Raw genomic sequence first — 16,916 nt, 5'->3', positions numbered from 1 at the left:
GCTGCGCAAGACTTCATGGTGTCCTGTTAAGTCAGGAAAGCAGTGGCAGTGAGAAGTAGAAGTAGAAAAAGTAGAAGTAGAAGTAGAAGAAGTAGAAGAAGAAGTAATAAAAGAGGTAAGAAGTAAGAAGCAGGTCGTTAATCACCTAACAGCGATCCTGCTGTTAAGCAAAATATGTCTTATGACTTCATAAATAAGCAGTGACTCCCTGAAGGGGTGTCAATACTGGCAAGGATGCCAGAGGACACCCCGGATGCTGCAGGATAACAGGGAGTAAAGTAAGGCCCCGCAGCAGGTAACGTAGCATTACGCCTGCGGCGGGGCTTTCTTTCACAAAAACTTAATCGCTGCCGAACAGATCGCGGGTATAGACTTTATCGCTGACATCTTTCAGTTCGTCGACCAGCTTGTTAATAATCCAGTCAACCGATGGTTTCCAGTCCGATAAAACTAAATACTGGCTTATCTTTTGACAGTCCAGTCCGGTGTTTTTTGGTCTGGCCGCCAGGCTATTATACTCAGCCGTTTGGATAGCATTCAGTTCTGGTTTCGCGGCCAGATATCCCTGAATAAAAGCCTGATCAATAATATATTCAGCAAACTGATACCAACTAACGGGCGGATAATTGCAAAAATTAAATGTTCCTCCCGATATTACTGATTGTGACAGAACTATGATCGCTTTAGCCAAATCACCTGCATACGTTGGACAGCCAAACTGATCCGACACGACATTTACGGAGTTTCTTTCCCCGGAGACACGCAAAATAGTACGCAGGAAATTCCCTTCAAACTCGCTAAACACCCAACTGGTGCGTATTATTAAAGCCCCGGGCAATATATGTTTAAGAATTTCTTCTCCAGCCAGCTTAGTTTTCCCGTATGTATTGACAGGGTTTGGTAAACAATATTCGCTGTAGCCTGATTCAGACAGGCCGTCAAAAATATAGTCAGTCGAAATATGAATTAATTTTGCTCCGGTCGCTTTCGCTGCCAGAGCCAGATTCCTGACGCCCTGATGGTTAACAGCATCAGCCTGATGCGGCTCACGCTCTGCCCTATCCACAGCCGTATAAGCTGCCGCATTGATAATATAATCTGGGCAAAGTTCACTAATAAAAATATCAACTGCAGAGAGATCGCTAATATCTAACTCATCTCTCCCGGTGACTGTGATTTTCCATTGCTGTGGACTTTCTCTCTGTAGATATTTTCCAAGTTGCCCATTCCCGCCGCAAAGAAGAACTTTCATTTATATATTCTTCAGCAATACTCCTTGCTGGTCCTTTTCAGAAAGCACAGGGGAATCTGTTTGCCATATAATCCCCACATCAGGATCATTCCATAATAAGCTCATTTGATGGTTGGCTTCATATTCCGCAGTGCATTTATATTCTACATCGGCACTTTCTGACAGAACCAAAAAACCATGCGCCAGTCCCGGAGGAACCCATAACTGGAATTTATTAGTCTCAGATAAGTTCGCACTTACCCACTTCCCGTAAGTTAAAGAGTCTCTTCGTATATCAACAACCACATCATAAATCTCACCCTGTACAGCTCTGACTAATTTACCCTGAGGATTTTTCTTCTGAAAATGCATCCCCCTCAGAACTCCCCTGACAGAGCGGGAGTGATTATCCTGTACAAAATCAAAATTAATATTCAGGGCCTGCTGATAACGTTTTTTTTGAAAAGTCTCTAAGAAAAAACCCCGATTATCGTCATAAACTGACGGCTGAATGATTTTAACATCCGGGATTAACGTATCCTGTATCTTCATATCAAAAGCCAGCAATAAGTTGTCCGAGATATTCACCGTACCCTGTTTTATCCAGTCTTTTGGCCTGGTCCGCAACCTGTTCTTTGCTTAACCAGCCATTTCTGAATGCAATCTCCTCAAGGCATGCTACTTTAAAACCCTGCCTTTCTTCTATTGTGTGAATAAACTGAGATGCATCAAGAAGGCTCTCGTGAGTCCCCGTATCCAGCCAGGCAAAACCACGTCCCAGACGTTCGACATTTAACTGACCGGCCTCGAGATACATTTGATTAATCGAGGTTATCTCAAGTTCACCACGCGCAGATGGCTTAACACGTTTCGCCATTTCAACGACCTGCTCATCATAAAAATAGAGACCGGTCACCGCCCAGTTAGATTTTGGCAATAACGGCTTTTCTTCCAGGGAAAGGGCTTTGGTATTTTCGTCTATTTCGACCACGCCATAGCGTTGCGGATCTTTTACCTGGTAGCCAAACACTGTCGCCCCTGAAGTGCGCTGAGCAACATCTGATAACTTACTGCCAAATCCCTGACCAAAAAAAACATTATCGCCTAACACTAATGCGGAAGGCTGGCCCTGTACAAATTCTTCGCCAATTAAATACGCATCTGCCAGACCTGCCGGAACTGACTGGATCTGATAGCTGAAGTTAACGCCAAAAGCCGTCCCGTCACCCAGCAAACGTTTGAAAGAGGAATTATCCTCCGGCGTAGTGATGATTAAAATATCACGGATACCTGAAAGCATAAGGACCGATATTGGATAGTAGATCATCGGTTTGTCATAGACAGGCAGCAACTGTTTAGAGACACCCTGGGTTATCGGATACAGACGAGATCCGGTTCCACCTGCTAACACTATTCCTTTCATAAGTTCTCCTGTGTTCATCATTATCAGCCCCGGGACTTCAGGCTTCAGACATTCGGGATCTTACCGCCTGCCACCAGTCCGTATGTTCAAGATACCATTGTACGGTTTTACGTAATCCGCTACTAAAAGTCTCCTGAGCCTCCCAGCCCAGTTCAGATTTAATTTTAGTCGCATCTATCGCATAACGTTTGTCATGGCCAGGCCTGTCAGCAACATAAGTAATCAACTCCCGATAATGTGACACCCCTTGCGGTTTAACCGGATGTAACTCTTCAAGCAGATCACAAATACAGGTCACAACGTCGATGTTGGTATGTTCGTTGTTACCCCCTATGTTGTAGGTTTCTCCGGGCTTTCCGCGGGTGATAACCTGATACAGAGCGCGGGCATGGTCATCGACATACAACCAGTCGCGGATCTGTTTACCATCGCCGTAAACAGGAATAGTTTTTCCTTCCAGGGCATTCAGGATAGTCAATGGAATCAGTTTTTCCGGATAATGGTAGGGACCGTAATTGTTTGAGCAATTGGTCACAATCGCCGGCAGGCCATAGGTCCTGTGCCATGCACGCACCAGATGGTCACTGGCAGCTTTTGAGGCCGAATACGGGCTACTGGGGGCATAGGGAGTATTTTCCCGAAAGAAATCCGTTGGATTATCCAGATCTCCGTATACCTCATCGGTAGAGATATGATGAAACAGGAAATTTCTTTGACTCCCCTGCCCCCATTGATTCAACAGGCACCTGGTAGCTTCCAGCAAATTATAGGTACCAACAATATTAGTATTAATGAATGTCGCAGGACCATCAATAGACCGGTCTACATGACTTTCTGCGGCCAGATGCATTATCACATCAGGCTGCACCTTTAATATCAGCGCCTCTACGCCTTTTCTGTCACAGATATCAAGACGTTCAAACCGAAATCTTTCGTTGCCAGCGATTTCTGATAATGAGGAGAGATGGCCTGCATAAGTCAGATTATCAATGACAATTATCTCATCAGAAGTGTGCCTGATAAGGTATCTTACCACTGCTGAGCCGATGAATCCGGCGCCACCCGTTACCACAATTTTCATAGTTAGCCATCCGTCCACAACAGCATAGGGCTGATCAATTTTCTCACCACCGGTCACCTTCAATAGTGGCAGCAGATCGCAGGGATGCGATCAGCTGTTATTGTCACACACTTTTAATCAGTCGTATCATTTCTGATCAATATCCCGGAATTCGACTACGCCGATTTTTGCAAACAGAGATAGTGTAGACATAGTCTGATATGAGCAATCATCAGAAAAGACAGTATTTTCTGGCCAGATCACTAAATAGTTGAATTTATGTTCTTAGCGGAGAGAGTCACTCAGAATATTGAGAAGCCCCACTGCAGGTCACTGCGGCGGGGCTTTCTTTCACAAAAACTTAATCGCTGCCGAACAGATCGCGGGTATAGACTTTATCGCTGACATCTTTCAGTTCATCGACCAGACGGTTGGCAATAATCACATCGCACTGCTGTTTCAGCTCATTGACGTCATGGGTGACCGGCGAATTAAAGAACAACGGTTCATTCAGCACCGGTTCATAAACCATCACCTCTACGCCTTTGGATTTCAGGCGCTTCATAATACCCTGCACCGCCGAGGCACGGAAGTTATCTGAGCCGGCCTTCATCACCAGCCGATAGATTCCCACTTTTTTCGGCTTACGCTTTAAAATGCTGTCGGCGATGAAATCTTTACGGGTACGGTTAGCATCAACAATCGCACTGATAATGTTGTTCGGCACGTTGTGATAGTTGGCCAGCAACTGTTTGGTATCTTTCGGCAGGCAGTAACCGCCATAGCCAAAGGAGGGATTGTTGTAATGGCTGCCGATACGCGGATCCAGACCGATACCTTCGATAATCTGACGGCTGTTCAGGCCGTGGTGCTCAGCATAGCTGTCCAGCTCATTAAAGTAAGAAATTCGCAGCGCCAGATAAGTATTAGCAAACAGTTTAATCGCTTCGGCTTCAGTATCATCGGTAAACAGTACCGCGATATCTTCTTTCTCTGCACCTTCTACCAGCAGTCCGGCAAAGCGTTTTCCGGCAGGGGTCTGGCTGCCAACCACGATACGGGACGGGTACAGGTTGTCGTACAACGCACGACCTTCACGCAGAAACTCAGGCGAGAAAATAATATTATCCACCCCAAGACGCTGTTTCAGAGCGCGGGTAAAACCCACCGGAATAGTCGACTTAATCACGATGGTTGCCTGCGGATTAATCGCCAGCACATCGCTAATCACCGACTCAACGCTTTTGGTATTAAAGTAGTTATTGACCGGATCATAATCGGTTGGCGTGGCGACAATTACATAATCGGCGCCGGCATACGCCTGTTGCTTATCTGTGGTAGCGGTAAAGTTCAGCTGTTTAATCGCCAGATAATGTTCGATTTCGGTATCGATAATCGGAGAAATACCGTTATTCAGTTTATCTATTTTGGCCTGGTCAATGTCTAATGCGACCACTTCATTATGTTGTGCCAGCAGAATACCATTAGAAAGCCCGACATAGCCGGTGCCGGCAATAGCAATTTTCATAGTACATACGTCCATTGAGTAAGCGTAAAACTGCCAGACTCTGCGATGCTCAGGTAGAGCGGAATAATGAAGACTATTGTGCCGTTGCTGACGATAACAACCAAACAAATTATGTGATTTTTAACGCTTTTAGGAATCAGGAGGAATAGATTCAGCGTAACAACGGACGAGAAAACACGGCTTTCAGCCGTGTGTTGCTACCATAGTGCGGTAAATTTGTTCAAGATCATCAATATTTCGCACGCGGATCAGCAGATTACGTGATTCAAGACCAATGACTAACACCCCGTCCTCTGACAGATTCATTTTCTGAATCCGCGAGTAAGGAATAAACAGCGATGAGTACCAGAATCCTTCTGTTTTCAATAACAACATTGGTCGACGCAGCCAGACAAGATAGACACCTGCCAACAGCAAAACCGACAACAACCAGTTGGTCAGGGTTGACCCCTGGTTATGAATATTGTTGTAAAGCAATATCGCGACCAGCCCGATAAAAATAGCCCCGTCAATCCGCTTACCACGTAACAACCCGACCTTCAGCGTTGTCGGTCCTTTCAGCCATCCGGTCACCACTTCATCAAACAGTAACCAGCCTATCAGGCAGGCCACAAACAGCAACAGAACCACCTCGGTCAGCGACATAAGCACTCCAAAACATAGCGGGAGCTGACAGCCCCCGCTTAAACACTAAAGATTACAGACCCAGTAACCCTATCGCATAACCTACAATACCGATAACAAAGAAACCAATAATGATCCACAACGCATTCACTTTCTTACGCAGCAGCCACATACAGGCGAAGGTTAACAATAACGGCACCAGCCCCGGCATCAACTGGTCGAGAATCGTCTGCACGGTGGTGACATGCTCAGCACCGTTCTGATCCCGGATAGTTGAAACCACTAACGGGATATTGACGTGGGTCCATTTGTTAACCAAAGCCCCCATGACAAATAAGCCGAGAATCGACGCCCCTTCCGTCATTTTTTGCAGGAAGCCACCGCCCATATCTTTAACGATATCAATCCCTTTTCGGTATCCGTAAGCCACACCATAATAGCGGGTGAGCAGGCGCACAATATTAAACAGCACAAAGAACAGTAAGGGTCCGAGCAGGCTGCCACTCATCGCAATCCCTGCCCCAAGAGCGGCAAATACCGGACGAACCGTTCCCCAGTAAATCGGGTCACCAACCCCGGCCAGTGGGCCCATCAGACCCACTTTGATACCGTTTATCGCAGCATCATCGATTTCCGCGCCGTTGGCACGCTTTTCTTCCATCGCCAGTGTTACGCCCAGTACCGGTGCCGCCACGTAAGGATGGGTGTTAAAGAATTCCAGATGACGCTTGATCGCCTGACGACGGGCATCGTTATTTTCCGGGTATAACCGGCGGATAGCCGGAACCATCGAAAAACAGAACCCCAGCGCCTGCATACGTTCAAAGTTCCATGACCCCTGAAACAGGTTTGAACGGATAAAGACACCACGAATATCGCCGGGGGTGAGTTTTTTCTCTGTAGGACGAGCTGTATCAACCATTTCTCTCACCTCTTAATCTAATTCGTTATCAAGGTCGTTGTTTGTTGCCGCCGACACAGGTGCCGCAGAACGGTTATATTTAGGGCTGAGCTGGATATACAGCACCGCCATTACCGCCCCGATAACACCCAGCGCCACCAGATTGAAATTGGTGAAAGCAGCGGTGACAAAACCCAGGTAAAAGAAAGGCATCAGGTAGCCGGCACGCATCATATTAATGACCATGGCGTAACCGACGACGACTATCATACCGCCCGCAATGTTAAGGCCATTAGTCACAACTTCCGGTATTGAGTTCAGCATGGACTGCACTTCGCTGGTACCGACCGAAATAGCCACAATCACCGCAGGAATGGCAATACGCATCGCCTGCAGCAGTAAAGCCGAAACGTGTATCCAGGAGAGTGCCGTCAGGTTACCGTTATTCGCCGCCTTATCGGCCGCATGCTGGAAGCCCACGGTGATGGTACGAACAATAATCGTTAATACCTGACCGGCCGCCGCCAGAGGAATGGCCAGCGCGATACCAGCACCGATACCCTGATGCCCGGCAATGACCAGGATGGTGGATATAATTGACGCCAGGGCAGCATCCGGGGCCACTGCGGCACCGATATTCATCCAGCCCAAAGCAATCATTTCTAAGGTACCGCCGATAATAATCCCGGTTTTCATATCACCAAGGACTATACCGACTAAGGTACAGGCCACCAGAGGACGGTGGAACTGAAACTCATCAAGTATCGACTCCATGCCGGAAATACAGGCAACGATGAATATCAGTACAATCTGAAGGGTGGTTATCTCCATTGTACTTCTCCTGTGAGGTTAAACTGATAATGCGACACGGTGACCAGGCTACTGGCTCACTTTGCCGATAAGATCCATCATTTTAAGTTTCTGATCGCTTGAGACTTTCCGGACTTCCAGCTCAATGCCCCGGGCATGAAGTTTTTTGAACGCCCCGATATCTTTCTGATCCACAGAAACTGCATTATTCACCTGGGTTTTACCCTGACGGAACGCCATACCCCCAATGTTTACGCTGGTGATTTTCACTCCCCCTTCGACCACCCGTTCCACATCCGTTGGATTGGTAAACAGCAGCATCACCCGCTGTCCGGCATATTTAGGGTTGTTATACACCCGCAGCATCTTGGCGATATCCACGACATGAGCAGTCACTCCGGGAGGAGCGACCTGAGTCAGCAATGTTTTACGCACCTGATCTGCCGCGACTTCATCGCTGACCACAATAATACGTGTCACATTGGTTTCTTTGGTCCAACGGGTCGCCACCTGACCATGAATCAGACGGTCATCGATACGCGCCAGGCCAATGACCATATAATCACTGTCGGACATAGGTTGTGCCGGGGCGACCACGGCAGGTTTGACCGGTTGAGGGGCTTCCACAGGTGCTGCGGCGGCTTCCGGCTGATGTTTCAGGGCCCGGACACCTTCGCGACCGGTTTCCAGTGCCAGTGCGACCAGTTCGGCAAAGGTCGGGTTATCGTCTCTTGCCATAAAGGTTTCGACCAGCATAGGTACGTTAACCCCGGCAATGACTTCATAATTTTCTTTATCCACCACCATGCGGCTGGCCGCATTAAACGGGCTGCCCCCCCAGGTATCCACCAGGAAAAGCACACCTTCACTGGTATCGAGCTCAGTTAACCTCGCAGTATATTTTTCAATTAACGTGTCAGCATTCTCACCGGGAACAAAGTCAATCCAGCCGACATTTCCCTGCTCGCCTAATAGCATTTCTGAGGTTTTCAGCAGTTGTTCTGCTGCCCAACCATGAGTACCAATCACAATAGCAATAGTCACTTGCTACCTCCCGTTGAACTACATCTTTCTCAAAGGTCCCGCACCTGCCATTGTTATGATAAAAAAAGCCACGCAGGTGTCAGGAAAGTGTATTCATTCACGGAGTTATTTTATTCTCTAAAAAAAATAAAATATGTGATGAAGCGCAGTAAATCGAGGGAATAAATCGACCTTATCTGATAGCTGACATTATTTAAACTAATATATTTCGCTAAGGTGACATATTAATAACAACCCGGTTAACCCCTTGCAGCCAGGATTTTTACAGTGTTAGCGGAATGCAAATGAAATCAATAAATTTAATTATCGTAATGATTTACCAGGAGAAATCTTTACGATGATTGAAAAATAAAAAACAACCTTGATAAAGATCACAAAAAATAGCGGGCAGAGTTTACTCTGCCACCAGTAAAAACAATTCAGTTAATATCACAGAAAGAACCGGCCAGCCTGCCCTGGCCACTGACCCTTAACGGACCTTCATCCGCCGGAATGAATGCCGACTCCCCCGGCCGCAGGGTCAGTTGCTGACCAGAACACTCACAACGGGCAGTGCCTTCCAGGCAAAATATGATCCGTGGACCCGGCCATGACAACGCCTGTGCCGTGAGCTGCAACTGATGTACAGCGAAGCTAAAGTCATCCACCGGCACCGGAAAACTAATTTCATACTGCGAAACAACTGGCTGAGTCAGTAACTGTTCCGCCGGGCGGCTCACAAACTCCACATTGTCCAGCAGCTCGGGGATATCAATATGTTTAGCGGTCAGCCCTGCGCGCAGCACATTATTGGAATTCGCCATAATCTCCAGCCCGCTACCCTGCAAATAAGCATGCGGGGTCTTGGCAAACAGAAACATCGCCTGACCCGGTTGCAACACCACCACATTAAGTAGCAATGGCATAAACTGCCCCATATCTCCCGGGTAACTGTGCTGCAGGCTGCGTACGGTCTGCCAGGTCTCTCCCGGCAAGCCGACACTGACCTCTGCCAGCCGTTTCAGCGCCAGCGCAGCCTCATCCCCCTGCAGAGAGAGTAATACGGCAAAAAGTTCTCTTAACCCGGCCATCTCTGGCCTGGCGACAAAAGCGGCAATTTGCGGATGCGCACCGGCAAGCGGATCCAGGAACCCGGCAATCTGTTGCGGCGGCCGAAAACCATTCATCGCCCTGAACGGTGTCAGGGCATACACCAGTTCAGGTTTATGGTTGTTATCTTTATAGTTGCGTAGCGGTGACGTTAACGGAATACCGGCCTGATTCTCACGCTGGTAGCCCTGCTCTGCAGCCTGTTTATCCGGATGCACCTGCACCGACAGAGGGCCGGCCGCACACAATACTTTGAATAAATAAGGCAGTCCGGCAAAGCGGCGGGCCACTTTCTCACCGAGTAACTGTTGTGGCTGTTGACGAATTAACTCTGCCAGGCTTACTGGCTGGCCTGCCACAGCCACCCGGGAAGGAGCATCCGGGTGTGCGCCCATCCATAATTCGGCCATAGGCAGATTCTCAGGATTTTCAATACCGTACAATTTGGTTAATGCGGTTTTACTGCCCCAGTCATAATGCTGAATGGTATTAATTAATTTATCCATCTCTGTTCCTTGGTGCATCTGCCCGTTCGGATTCCGCTAAAAATATAAAACATTAATTACGGCAATCCGTTAGTTAACCCACAGCAACTAACAAACATGAGATCTGGCGCAAATATTTATTAAATAAATTCTGTCAGGGCACTTATTGCAAAAGAGGCCCGCCATGAACCGCAGGTAAATCAGCTAAAAATATTGACCGGTAAAATAAGGCCAGCAGTCATCAGGTTTTTATAAAAAGTTCAGCCATCGGCAAAAGTATCCGCGGACGAATTAAAGAATAAAATCATATACTGCGGCAGATTAATGAGTTGGATACAGGGAACCGGCGGGTTAAAGATGGCAGGAGGAATAATTTTCGCAGAGAACAACCAGGCAATAACCACAGGCCGGCCTGCCCCATAGGGACAGAGCTGGCTGGCAATTACTGAGGGTCATGGAAAGTAAAGGTTTCGGTAAAGGGTACAAACCACAGTGGAATACCCGTGGCCTTATCAATGTGCCCGGCGTAACCCGCCTCATCCGGAGCATTGTCTTTCAGGGTGACTTTATAGGCACCGGCACCGGCCATTTTCACACTACGGGCATAATGTGCACCGTCATCGGCAGACACAGGCAACAACTGACCTGTTGTCCGGGCTACCGGAACCGGTGGCCTGCAAGGTATCTGCATGAATACAGGAGAGCGACCATGTGGACAGGCGTGATTACCCGGGTGCGGGTAACCATACTGGTCCTGTCAGTTTCGTTGTTCCTTATGGTGGTACTGGTTAGCCGATTCGCTTGATTTGAACGCCGCGAACTACAAAGAAATCGTCGTCGATTACGGTTTAGGGTGTAACTGCCCCCTGTTCGATAAAACCCGTAAGTGGGCATACCGTGCGCTCCGTCAGGGCTGGCCTTGAGTATGAACAGTGGCGACAAGCCTGCTACCAACGCGCCTGTGCGTACAATCTGCAATTCGCTGCTCCTTGAGATGAAAAGGAGGTGACTGGGATAGCAAAAAGTATTGCTACAAAAAGGACTAAATCAAGGTTTAGCGGGGAGAGTTTTAGTTATTGTGTTTCCAGAGCTAACTCGTAAAAAACACAATAAATTAGAGGTTCCGGGAGCAAAAGGAAGCCTGCTCCAGGCTCTGAAAAACTATTCAGCCCTGGTCTAAGTTGGGTATTAGTCGTTCTGCTTATTATAGAAGAAAGCGGGATGGATGAATTTATATTTTTTATTTTGAGCTTAATATGATCCCTAAAATAATACATTATTGCTGGTTTGGTAATGGTGACATTCCCGATGATATCAGAAAAATCATGGATAGCTGGTTGTTATTTTGCCCTGATTATGAAATAAAAAGCTGGAATGAAGACAGCTTTGACATCTCTTCAAGCCAATATACAAAAAAAGCTTATAAGCATAAGAAATTTGCGTTCGTATCTGATTATGTTCGTGCGCACGCACTTTTTTATTATGGTGGGGTGAATCTTTGTTGATTACATCCACTTATATCCATCAACGTACCTGTACCTTGACCTGCCAGCTAATATCGCCACACACCATTTTAGCGGTTCGTGGTTAAAAATTGGTAATAATGAAATACGGTACAAAGATAAAATACACAATGAGTACTATTTAAGAAAGATTGGAATTGATTTCCTCTTTGACAAGAAAACATTAAAGGGATTTGTCAGTAACATGAAATTCTCTGATTTATTATTAATTGTCAGGTTGTATTTTAAGAGTAAGCTGAAAAGTGTCATTTCAGGAGATAAGTTACTACTGCATAACTGATTGTGTTTTTTAGTAATCACCAGGAGGACTGTATCCAGGTCCTCTGTCCAACAAATAGTACAATCTATCATCGCTTTTGACACTGGATAATCTGTATCAGATATCAGTCCTTTAAGTTCTTCCGTTTCACTTGTACACCATCCACAGTTCCCCCTGTAACCCCCTTCTGTAAGCCCGTATACACGGAACACCCTCCTGAGAGGATCCACCGTGACTGGTTCAGGGAATACAGTCTAATGACCGAACGAAGTGAGCGAATGAGCGAGGAAAGGTCATGTCATCCGTAGCTAATGTTATCGCGTTTACACTGCCGCCACGCCCTGCTGATTGCCCAACCAGTTACCGGTTTGCCCTGGTTTTTTGGCATACACTGCGATTCCTGCCTGAAAACCACTGTCAGGCATACCGGGGCATAACAATTCACGTCGCCATAAATCATCAGCTGATTCTGAGCGGTTTCAGGGAGTAAGACGGTTGTTGTGTATAAGGCATAGAAACGCTCTCAGAGCCCCTGAGGCGATGCAGGCAACGGATGTTATGGTAAATCGCGGTGAGACCGACAGACGGAGCAAGACGGTTTAACGTTAAGGCCAGAAAAACAAAGCCCGGGCATCATGTCTAATCCTGGCGGATCCGTATGATAACCAGGGCCAGCTCTAACCCTGAAAGGATATTAGCACATGAGCCGTGCCACGCCATAAGCGCAGGGCATATTCGTAACGTCGCCCCCGAACTGTTTAACGAACGACTCCCGCACAAGCCGCACTTCCCGGACGATCTTCACTTCGGGGTGCGTATCGCGGGGAAAGAATGTGCTATTCTGGCGAAGTATATCCGGTTCAGTCAGCCTTACGCCATGTTCTGGCTGAGCTTCGACGTCGGGCGCCCCGGAGTTGCCATCGACTGGATCGACCAAAATGCGCCTGCGCCCATGCTGAGCATCACCAACCCGGAAAACGGACATGCATACCTGTTGTACGCGCGGGAAACTTCAATACACACCACGCCGAACGGAAAAATGAAGCCGGTGCGCTACGCCGCAGCCGTGGAGAACGCGCTACGTAAAAAATCAGAGGCTGACGTGGGGTATTTGGGGCTAATCTGTTAAAATCCGAACCACGACAATTGGAAAATTGCTGTGTGGCAGCCGGAACTCTACACGCCGGGCTGGCTGGCCGATTCGCTGGACCTGAGCGCCGCGAATGACAAAGAAATCGTCGCTGACTATGGCTCAGGCCTTAACTGCCCCCTGTTTGATAAAACGGGAAGGTGGGCTTACCGCGCTATTCGTCAGGGATGGCCTGAGTATAAGCTGTGGTTACAAGCCTGCGGTGAGCGCGCCAGTGCCTGTAATCTGCAATTTGCAGCACCTCTGGATAAAAGTAAAGTGAGCGGGATGGCTAAAAATATAGCGAAGTGGACTCATATAAAATTAACTAAAGAATCATTTAATGATCATGTTATGAGAAGATATTCACCGGGAATACCATCTGCCAGAGGCAGCAGGAGTAAACCTAAGTCTGTTGTTAATTCAGAACAAACCGTTCAGTCATGATTAACGCCAGGGTTTACCCGACTTACTTATTACAGAAGAAAAAACTGATTAATTGTTTAATGTCACCATAGGCTTTTAAATGAAAACATTCGTGATTAACTTACCCCGGGAAGTTGAAAAAAAACAGCACATAACCGATGAGTGCGAGAGAGTTGGGTTGGATGTAGAGATATACAATGCTGTGGATGGCAGTTCATTGTCGGAAGATTTTCTGAGAGAAAATGTTTTTGATTACGAAAATAGCTTTTTAACCAAAGGCGAAATAGGGTGTTCTTTAAGCCATATAAACCTGTATAAAAGGATTATTGATGAAAACCTTCCGTTTGCATTAATAATGGAAGATGATGCTACCTTTGGCAATGAATTAGTCAGATTTGTGAGTGAATTTGATAATTCCACATATGTTAAGGACGGGATTTACCTGCTTACGGGTGATGTGAGTTATGTTGAGAACCGTAGAGAAACATTATCTGAATTTAATATATATCCTGTCAGGTCAGCCATACGGACAACGGGGTATATAATAACTCATTCTGCGGCAAAGGCTATGTTGAAACTATTACACCCGGTGAGATTTGAAGCTGATATGTATGAGGTGTTCAAAAAACTATCCGGGGTTCGTATTTATGCAACAATACCCCATATAATAAGCACTAATGATAAAGATAAAAGCAAATCTTCAATACAGGCCGAACGCTCCCTGCTGGTTGAAAAAAGGGATCACTATCGGGGGATGGTTTTTAAAAAGATGAAACGTGAGATGAAATTTTCATTGAAGGTATCCGATATTTTTTGGCGGGTGTTTATCAGGAAGTTTGAAAGGGTAAAGAGATATACGCAATATTAATTTAGCTATAAATAATGACTCTGGTGAGTACTGCCTTTTTCAGCCTGGCGTTGTGATTGATCTCTTCCTTTTGTTCAGTCCACGTGTAAAGTGCAGTTTCCGGCTTTTCTTTCTCTCCGTAAATGAGGTAATTCGGCATAAAAAAGACACGTGATACGGAAGAACAGGTAGCTTTGGCGCTGGAACAGTCGGAACCCGGGCCACGGGTCGAGGAAGTCTGCAGTAAGATGGGAATTTCTGAGGCCACGTTTTACCAGGGGAAGGATAACCCTGCCCCTGAATTGAGGTTAGTAGAGAATTCTACTTATGAAAACACCGGTTTTTCGGCGAATTACCAGTTAACGACTGGCCAGTCTGCCCAAAAGGACAGACCGGGCTGGGAATTACTGAGGGTAATGGAAAGTAAAGGTTTCGGTAAACGGTGCAAACCACTGTGGAATACCCGTGGCCTTATCAATATGCCGGGCGTAACCCGCCTCATCCGGAGCGTTGTATTTCAGGGTGACTTTATAGGTACCGGCACCGGCCATTTTCACACTATGGGCATAATGTGCACCGTCATCGGCAGACATTGGCAACAACTGACCGAACTCCAGGAAGTTGCTGTCACCCTGTTTCTGAACCACATAATCGACCGACAGATACGGGATCCATTCACCTTCAGAGAAGCCCCACTTGTTCCCTTTGGTAGCATGAACATCCGTTTCCAGATGAATAACATCTTTACCCATCACCATGGATTGAGGCGACGGACTGGTTTCAATATTCAACAGATAGGATGAAGCAATCTGCATCCCGTCATGTTCAACTGGCCCGCCAATCGGGTATTCTTTGGCAAACACCGCCCCGGAAAACATCAGCGATCCCAGCGCCACACCCAAAAGTAACTTTGATGATTTCATTCTGCTTATCGCTCCTGACAATTCGCTACCGGCTGGTACCCCATGCGCCAGCCCCTGCAGACAACCTAGAGCACGCCACAATATATGTAAATGTAAATCATTATCATATTAATATTTATTTACGAATGGATATCGGCAGAGGTACCGAGAGAGGATTGGTAATATTTAATGGTGATAAAACATCCAGCCAGGATAATAACAATTCCCGGCTAAGAAATTAGCGTAAACGACCCGCGTAATGTTTTGACTGTTTCAGTAATATCGCGAGAGTCAAATCAGGTACAGCAGCAGGCCACGGTATTACCCACAGATTTAGAGAAAAACTCTCCGGATAACAGGTAGTAATTCTGAGTTTTCTGCATTGAGCATTGATGCTGCGAAAACCCGTTTATCAGATCTACAGTTTCAGGTTGAAATATCAGCGGTTCGGCACCGGAAACAGCCCGGGGAAGTGACTATTACCCTGCTGTTTAACCATAAAACCGGCCGGTACAGCTGGATTGATAGCATAAACATCGGTTCCGTAATAGCTCCTGCGTTTTTACAGGTTAGTCGCGAAAGAAAACTCTAACCGGTTGGTCATTCACTCCATATATCAAGTACCAGCAAGTTGCCGTCTTTATAAAGATGGGTGATCTTTTCATATCCAGTGCGACTTCTTCCTGATGCCCGGTCCCCGGACATTCGCGTGTATCGTACATCACAGAACTGACCGCAATAACCTTTACATTGTCCATCGTGATCCGGTAGTACTCATCTTCATGGCCGGCATAATTAATATGATAAAAACGAAACTCAGCTGATTTAAGAGACTGACCCGGTGCTGCGGCAGTGAACAGATAAGGAGATACGCTATCCAGCATGTTTGGTAAAGTGAAATGGAGAGTGCTGGCGGGGACCGGTTATCTTGCCAGTCATGGTATCAACAGGCAGAGTTAATCCGTGATGCAATGCAGTTAATGCCATACTCCCTCACCGGTTATGTATAACAGAAGATCCACGGATAACCGGGCCACCGTCATCGGTCAGAAATAAATGGACAGGTACAGCCATTTAATCGCTCCTTCGCTGAATTAATCGTATAACCAGTAGCCGGCATTCGTCGATTCTGCCAGCATTTTGAGTGTCAGTGCCGCGGGGGCGGTATAGTTAACTTTCATCGATTCTGGTAAAAGTATATTGGGTATCCAGCCAGGCTCGATGGGCCAATAGGTCAGTAAGTTAAATCTTGCCGGTGAAACCTCAAACCGTTGAAAAAAATCATTCATAATTTCCTCACCAGTCTCAACAACCCACGCATGATCACCGGTTGAAAGACTGGTATCCAGGCTTACCGGCCAGGGTTGTTTTGAGAAAAAAAAACGCCCGTTCCAGCGGGTTTTATACCATTCGATAACAGTATTTTCAGCCAGCGTCAGCGCCATAATTTATCATTACCACGAGCAATCAGGTTATATCTGAGGGTTGTTTTATAGGTTATTGATGACACATTATAAGCCTGAATGACTATTCCGGCGACTGGAATCCACCGGCCAACAAATGCACCTAAATTATTCACATAGGTGAATTTCCGACGTTTAATACTCCCTGTGGGGTAATCCCCCCTAAAAACCG

General features: G+C 46.7%; 16 protein-coding genes and 4 pseudogenes. 5 read left to right on the top strand and 15 right to left on the bottom strand.

Annotated features, from left to right (window positions below; all coding sequences use genetic code 11):
• Positions 1-340: 340 nt before the first annotated feature.
• From rfbD to B3Z23_RS12515, 11 genes are all read right to left on the bottom strand, one after another.
• Positions 341-1,252, bottom strand: a complete 912-nt coding sequence (gene rfbD, locus B3Z23_RS12565) for a dTDP-4-dehydrorhamnose reductase (protein ID WP_294910514.1) — start codon at positions 1,250-1,252, stop codon at positions 341-343.
• Positions 1,253-1,783: a dTDP-4-dehydrorhamnose 3,5-epimerase gene (gene rfbC / locus B3Z23_RS12560; RefSeq protein ID WP_294910511.1), complete on the bottom strand. Its 531-nt coding sequence runs from the start codon at positions 1,781-1,783 to the stop codon at positions 1,253-1,255. It lies immediately after the preceding gene.
• 1 nt (position 1,784) lies between these two features.
• A complete protein-coding gene (gene rfbA / locus B3Z23_RS12555) occupies positions 1,785-2,654 on the bottom strand; it encodes a glucose-1-phosphate thymidylyltransferase RfbA (RefSeq protein WP_294910509.1) in 870 nt (289 codons plus the stop codon).
• Between the two features lie 37 nt (positions 2,655-2,691).
• Positions 2,692-3,735 (bottom strand): dTDP-glucose 4,6-dehydratase, encoded by a 1,044-nt coding sequence (gene rfbB / locus B3Z23_RS12550; protein WP_294910506.1) that lies wholly within the window; start codon positions 3,733-3,735, stop codon positions 2,692-2,694.
• Positions 3,736-4,075: 340 nt separating this feature from the next.
• A complete protein-coding gene (locus B3Z23_RS12545) occupies positions 4,076-5,242 on the bottom strand; it encodes a nucleotide sugar dehydrogenase (protein WP_294910503.1) in 1,167 nt (388 codons plus the stop codon).
• Between the two features lie 183 nt (positions 5,243-5,425).
• Positions 5,426-5,887 (bottom strand): DUF986 family protein, encoded by a 462-nt coding sequence (locus tag B3Z23_RS12540; RefSeq protein ID WP_294910501.1) that lies wholly within the window; start codon positions 5,885-5,887, stop codon positions 5,426-5,428.
• 52 nt (positions 5,888-5,939) lie between these two features.
• Positions 5,940-6,788, bottom strand: a complete 849-nt coding sequence (locus B3Z23_RS12535; RefSeq protein ID WP_038018198.1) for a PTS mannose transporter subunit IID — start codon at positions 6,786-6,788, stop codon at positions 5,940-5,942.
• Between the two features lie 12 nt (positions 6,789-6,800).
• Complete coding sequence (locus B3Z23_RS12530; protein WP_294910496.1) at positions 6,801-7,598, bottom strand: PTS mannose/fructose/sorbose transporter subunit IIC; 798 nt, start codon at positions 7,596-7,598, stop codon at positions 6,801-6,803.
• Positions 7,599-7,646: 48 nt separating this feature from the next.
• Positions 7,647-8,621 carry a PTS mannose transporter subunit IIAB gene (gene manX / locus B3Z23_RS12525; protein WP_294910493.1) on the bottom strand — a complete coding sequence of 325 codons (975 nt, stop codon included), beginning with the start codon at positions 8,619-8,621 and terminating at the stop codon, positions 7,647-7,649.
• Positions 8,622-9,040: 419 nt separating this feature from the next.
• Positions 9,041-10,216, bottom strand: coding sequence for a mannose-6-phosphate isomerase (gene manA / locus B3Z23_RS12520; RefSeq protein ID WP_294910492.1), 1,176 nt, complete (start codon positions 10,214-10,216; stop codon positions 9,041-9,043).
• 421 nt (positions 10,217-10,637) lie between these two features.
• Positions 10,638-10,886: an iron transporter gene (locus B3Z23_RS12515; protein WP_294910490.1), complete on the bottom strand. Its 249-nt coding sequence runs from the start codon at positions 10,884-10,886 to the stop codon at positions 10,638-10,640.
• Positions 10,887-10,980: 94 nt separating this feature from the next.
• On the opposite strand from B3Z23_RS12515, the pseudogene B3Z23_RS12510 reads away from it, so the two are divergent.
• The 5 genes and pseudogenes from B3Z23_RS12510 to B3Z23_RS12495 form a co-directional block, all read left to right on the top strand.
• Positions 10,981-11,424 (top strand): annotated as a pseudogene (locus B3Z23_RS12510) (replicase); the annotation flags it as partial.
• Between the two features lie 27 nt (positions 11,425-11,451).
• Positions 11,452-11,700: a glycosyltransferase family 32 protein gene (locus tag B3Z23_RS18725; RefSeq protein WP_414716489.1), complete on the top strand. Its 249-nt coding sequence runs from the start codon at positions 11,452-11,454 to the stop codon at positions 11,698-11,700.
• A gap of 1,010 nt (positions 11,701-12,710) precedes the next feature.
• Positions 12,711-13,553, top strand: a pseudogene (locus B3Z23_RS12505) (replication initiation protein).
• 79 nt (positions 13,554-13,632) lie between these two features.
• Positions 13,633-14,400, top strand: coding sequence for a glycosyltransferase family 25 protein (locus B3Z23_RS12500; RefSeq protein WP_294910488.1), 768 nt, complete (start codon positions 13,633-13,635; stop codon positions 14,398-14,400).
• Between the two features lie 137 nt (positions 14,401-14,537).
• Positions 14,538-14,663 (top strand): annotated as a pseudogene (locus B3Z23_RS12495) (transposase); the annotation flags it as partial.
• 120 nt (positions 14,664-14,783) lie between these two features.
• Here the strand turns inward: B3Z23_RS12495 and B3Z23_RS12490 are convergent.
• The 4 genes and pseudogenes from B3Z23_RS12490 to B3Z23_RS12475 form a co-directional block, all read right to left on the bottom strand.
• A complete protein-coding gene (locus B3Z23_RS12490) occupies positions 14,784-15,302 on the bottom strand; it encodes an iron transporter (protein WP_294910486.1) in 519 nt (172 codons plus the stop codon).
• Positions 15,303-15,850: 548 nt separating this feature from the next.
• Positions 15,851-16,165 carry a type VI secretion system tube protein Hcp gene (locus B3Z23_RS18700; RefSeq protein WP_349677221.1) on the bottom strand — a complete coding sequence of 105 codons (315 nt, stop codon included), beginning with the start codon at positions 16,163-16,165 and terminating at the stop codon, positions 15,851-15,853.
• Between the two features lie 210 nt (positions 16,166-16,375).
• A complete protein-coding gene (locus B3Z23_RS12480) occupies positions 16,376-16,726 on the bottom strand; it encodes a DUF1493 family protein (protein WP_294910483.1) in 351 nt (116 codons plus the stop codon).
• Positions 16,717-16,916, bottom strand: a pseudogene (locus B3Z23_RS12475) (hypothetical protein); the annotation flags it as partial. The pseudogene B3Z23_RS12475 and the gene B3Z23_RS12480, both read right to left, overlap by 10 nt.

The sequence above is a fragment of the Tatumella sp. UBA2305 genome, assembly GCF_002345795.1.
Classification (GTDB): Bacteria; Pseudomonadota; Gammaproteobacteria; order Enterobacterales; family Enterobacteriaceae; genus Tatumella; species Tatumella morbirosei.
The sequence above is the reverse complement of the archived record's forward strand: the minus strand, read 5'-3'. Positions and strand labels throughout refer to the sequence as shown.

What these genes read in the sequence shown, in the direction of transcription:
- rfbD (WP_294910514.1), bottom strand. Translation starts at nt 1,252, where the DNA reads ATGAAAGTTCTTCTTTGCGGCGGGAATGGGCAACTTGGAAAATATCTA.
- rfbC (WP_294910511.1), bottom strand. Translation starts at nt 1,783, where the DNA reads ATGAAGATACAGGATACGTTAATCCCGGATGTTAAAATCATTCAGCCG.
- rfbA (WP_294910509.1), bottom strand. Translation starts at nt 2,654, where the DNA reads ATGAAAGGAATAGTGTTAGCAGGTGGAACCGGATCTCGTCTGTATCCG.
- rfbB (WP_294910506.1), bottom strand. Translation starts at nt 3,735, where the DNA reads ATGAAAATTGTGGTAACGGGTGGCGCCGGATTCATCGGCTCAGCAGTG.
- B3Z23_RS12545 (WP_294910503.1), bottom strand. Translation starts at nt 5,242, where the DNA reads ATGAAAATTGCTATTGCCGGCACCGGCTATGTCGGGCTTTCTAATGGT.
- B3Z23_RS12540 (WP_294910501.1), bottom strand. Translation starts at nt 5,887, where the DNA reads ATGTCGCTGACCGAGGTGGTTCTGTTGCTGTTTGTGGCCTGCCTGATA.
- B3Z23_RS12535 (WP_038018198.1), bottom strand. Translation starts at nt 6,788, where the DNA reads ATGGTTGATACAGCTCGTCCTACAGAGAAAAAACTCACCCCCGGCGAT.
- B3Z23_RS12530 (WP_294910496.1), bottom strand. Translation starts at nt 7,598, where the DNA reads ATGGAGATAACCACCCTTCAGATTGTACTGATATTCATCGTTGCCTGT.
- manA (WP_294910492.1), bottom strand. Translation starts at nt 10,216, where the DNA reads ATGGATAAATTAATTAATACCATTCAGCATTATGACTGGGGCAGTAAA.
- B3Z23_RS12515 (WP_294910490.1), bottom strand. Translation starts at nt 10,886, where the DNA reads ATGCAGATACCTTGCAGGCCACCGGTTCCGGTAGCCCGGACAACAGGT.
- B3Z23_RS18725 (WP_414716489.1), top strand. Translation starts at nt 11,452, where the DNA reads ATGATCCCTAAAATAATACATTATTGCTGGTTTGGTAATGGTGACATT.
- B3Z23_RS12500 (WP_294910488.1), top strand. Translation starts at nt 13,633, where the DNA reads ATGAAAACATTCGTGATTAACTTACCCCGGGAAGTTGAAAAAAAACAG.
- B3Z23_RS12490 (WP_294910486.1), bottom strand. Translation starts at nt 15,302, where the DNA reads ATGAAATCATCAAAGTTACTTTTGGGTGTGGCGCTGGGATCGCTGATG.
- B3Z23_RS18700 (WP_349677221.1), bottom strand. Translation starts at nt 16,165, where the DNA reads ATGCTGGATAGCGTATCTCCTTATCTGTTCACTGCCGCAGCACCGGGT.
- B3Z23_RS12480 (WP_294910483.1), bottom strand. Translation starts at nt 16,726, where the DNA reads ATGGCGCTGACGCTGGCTGAAAATACTGTTATCGAATGGTATAAAACC.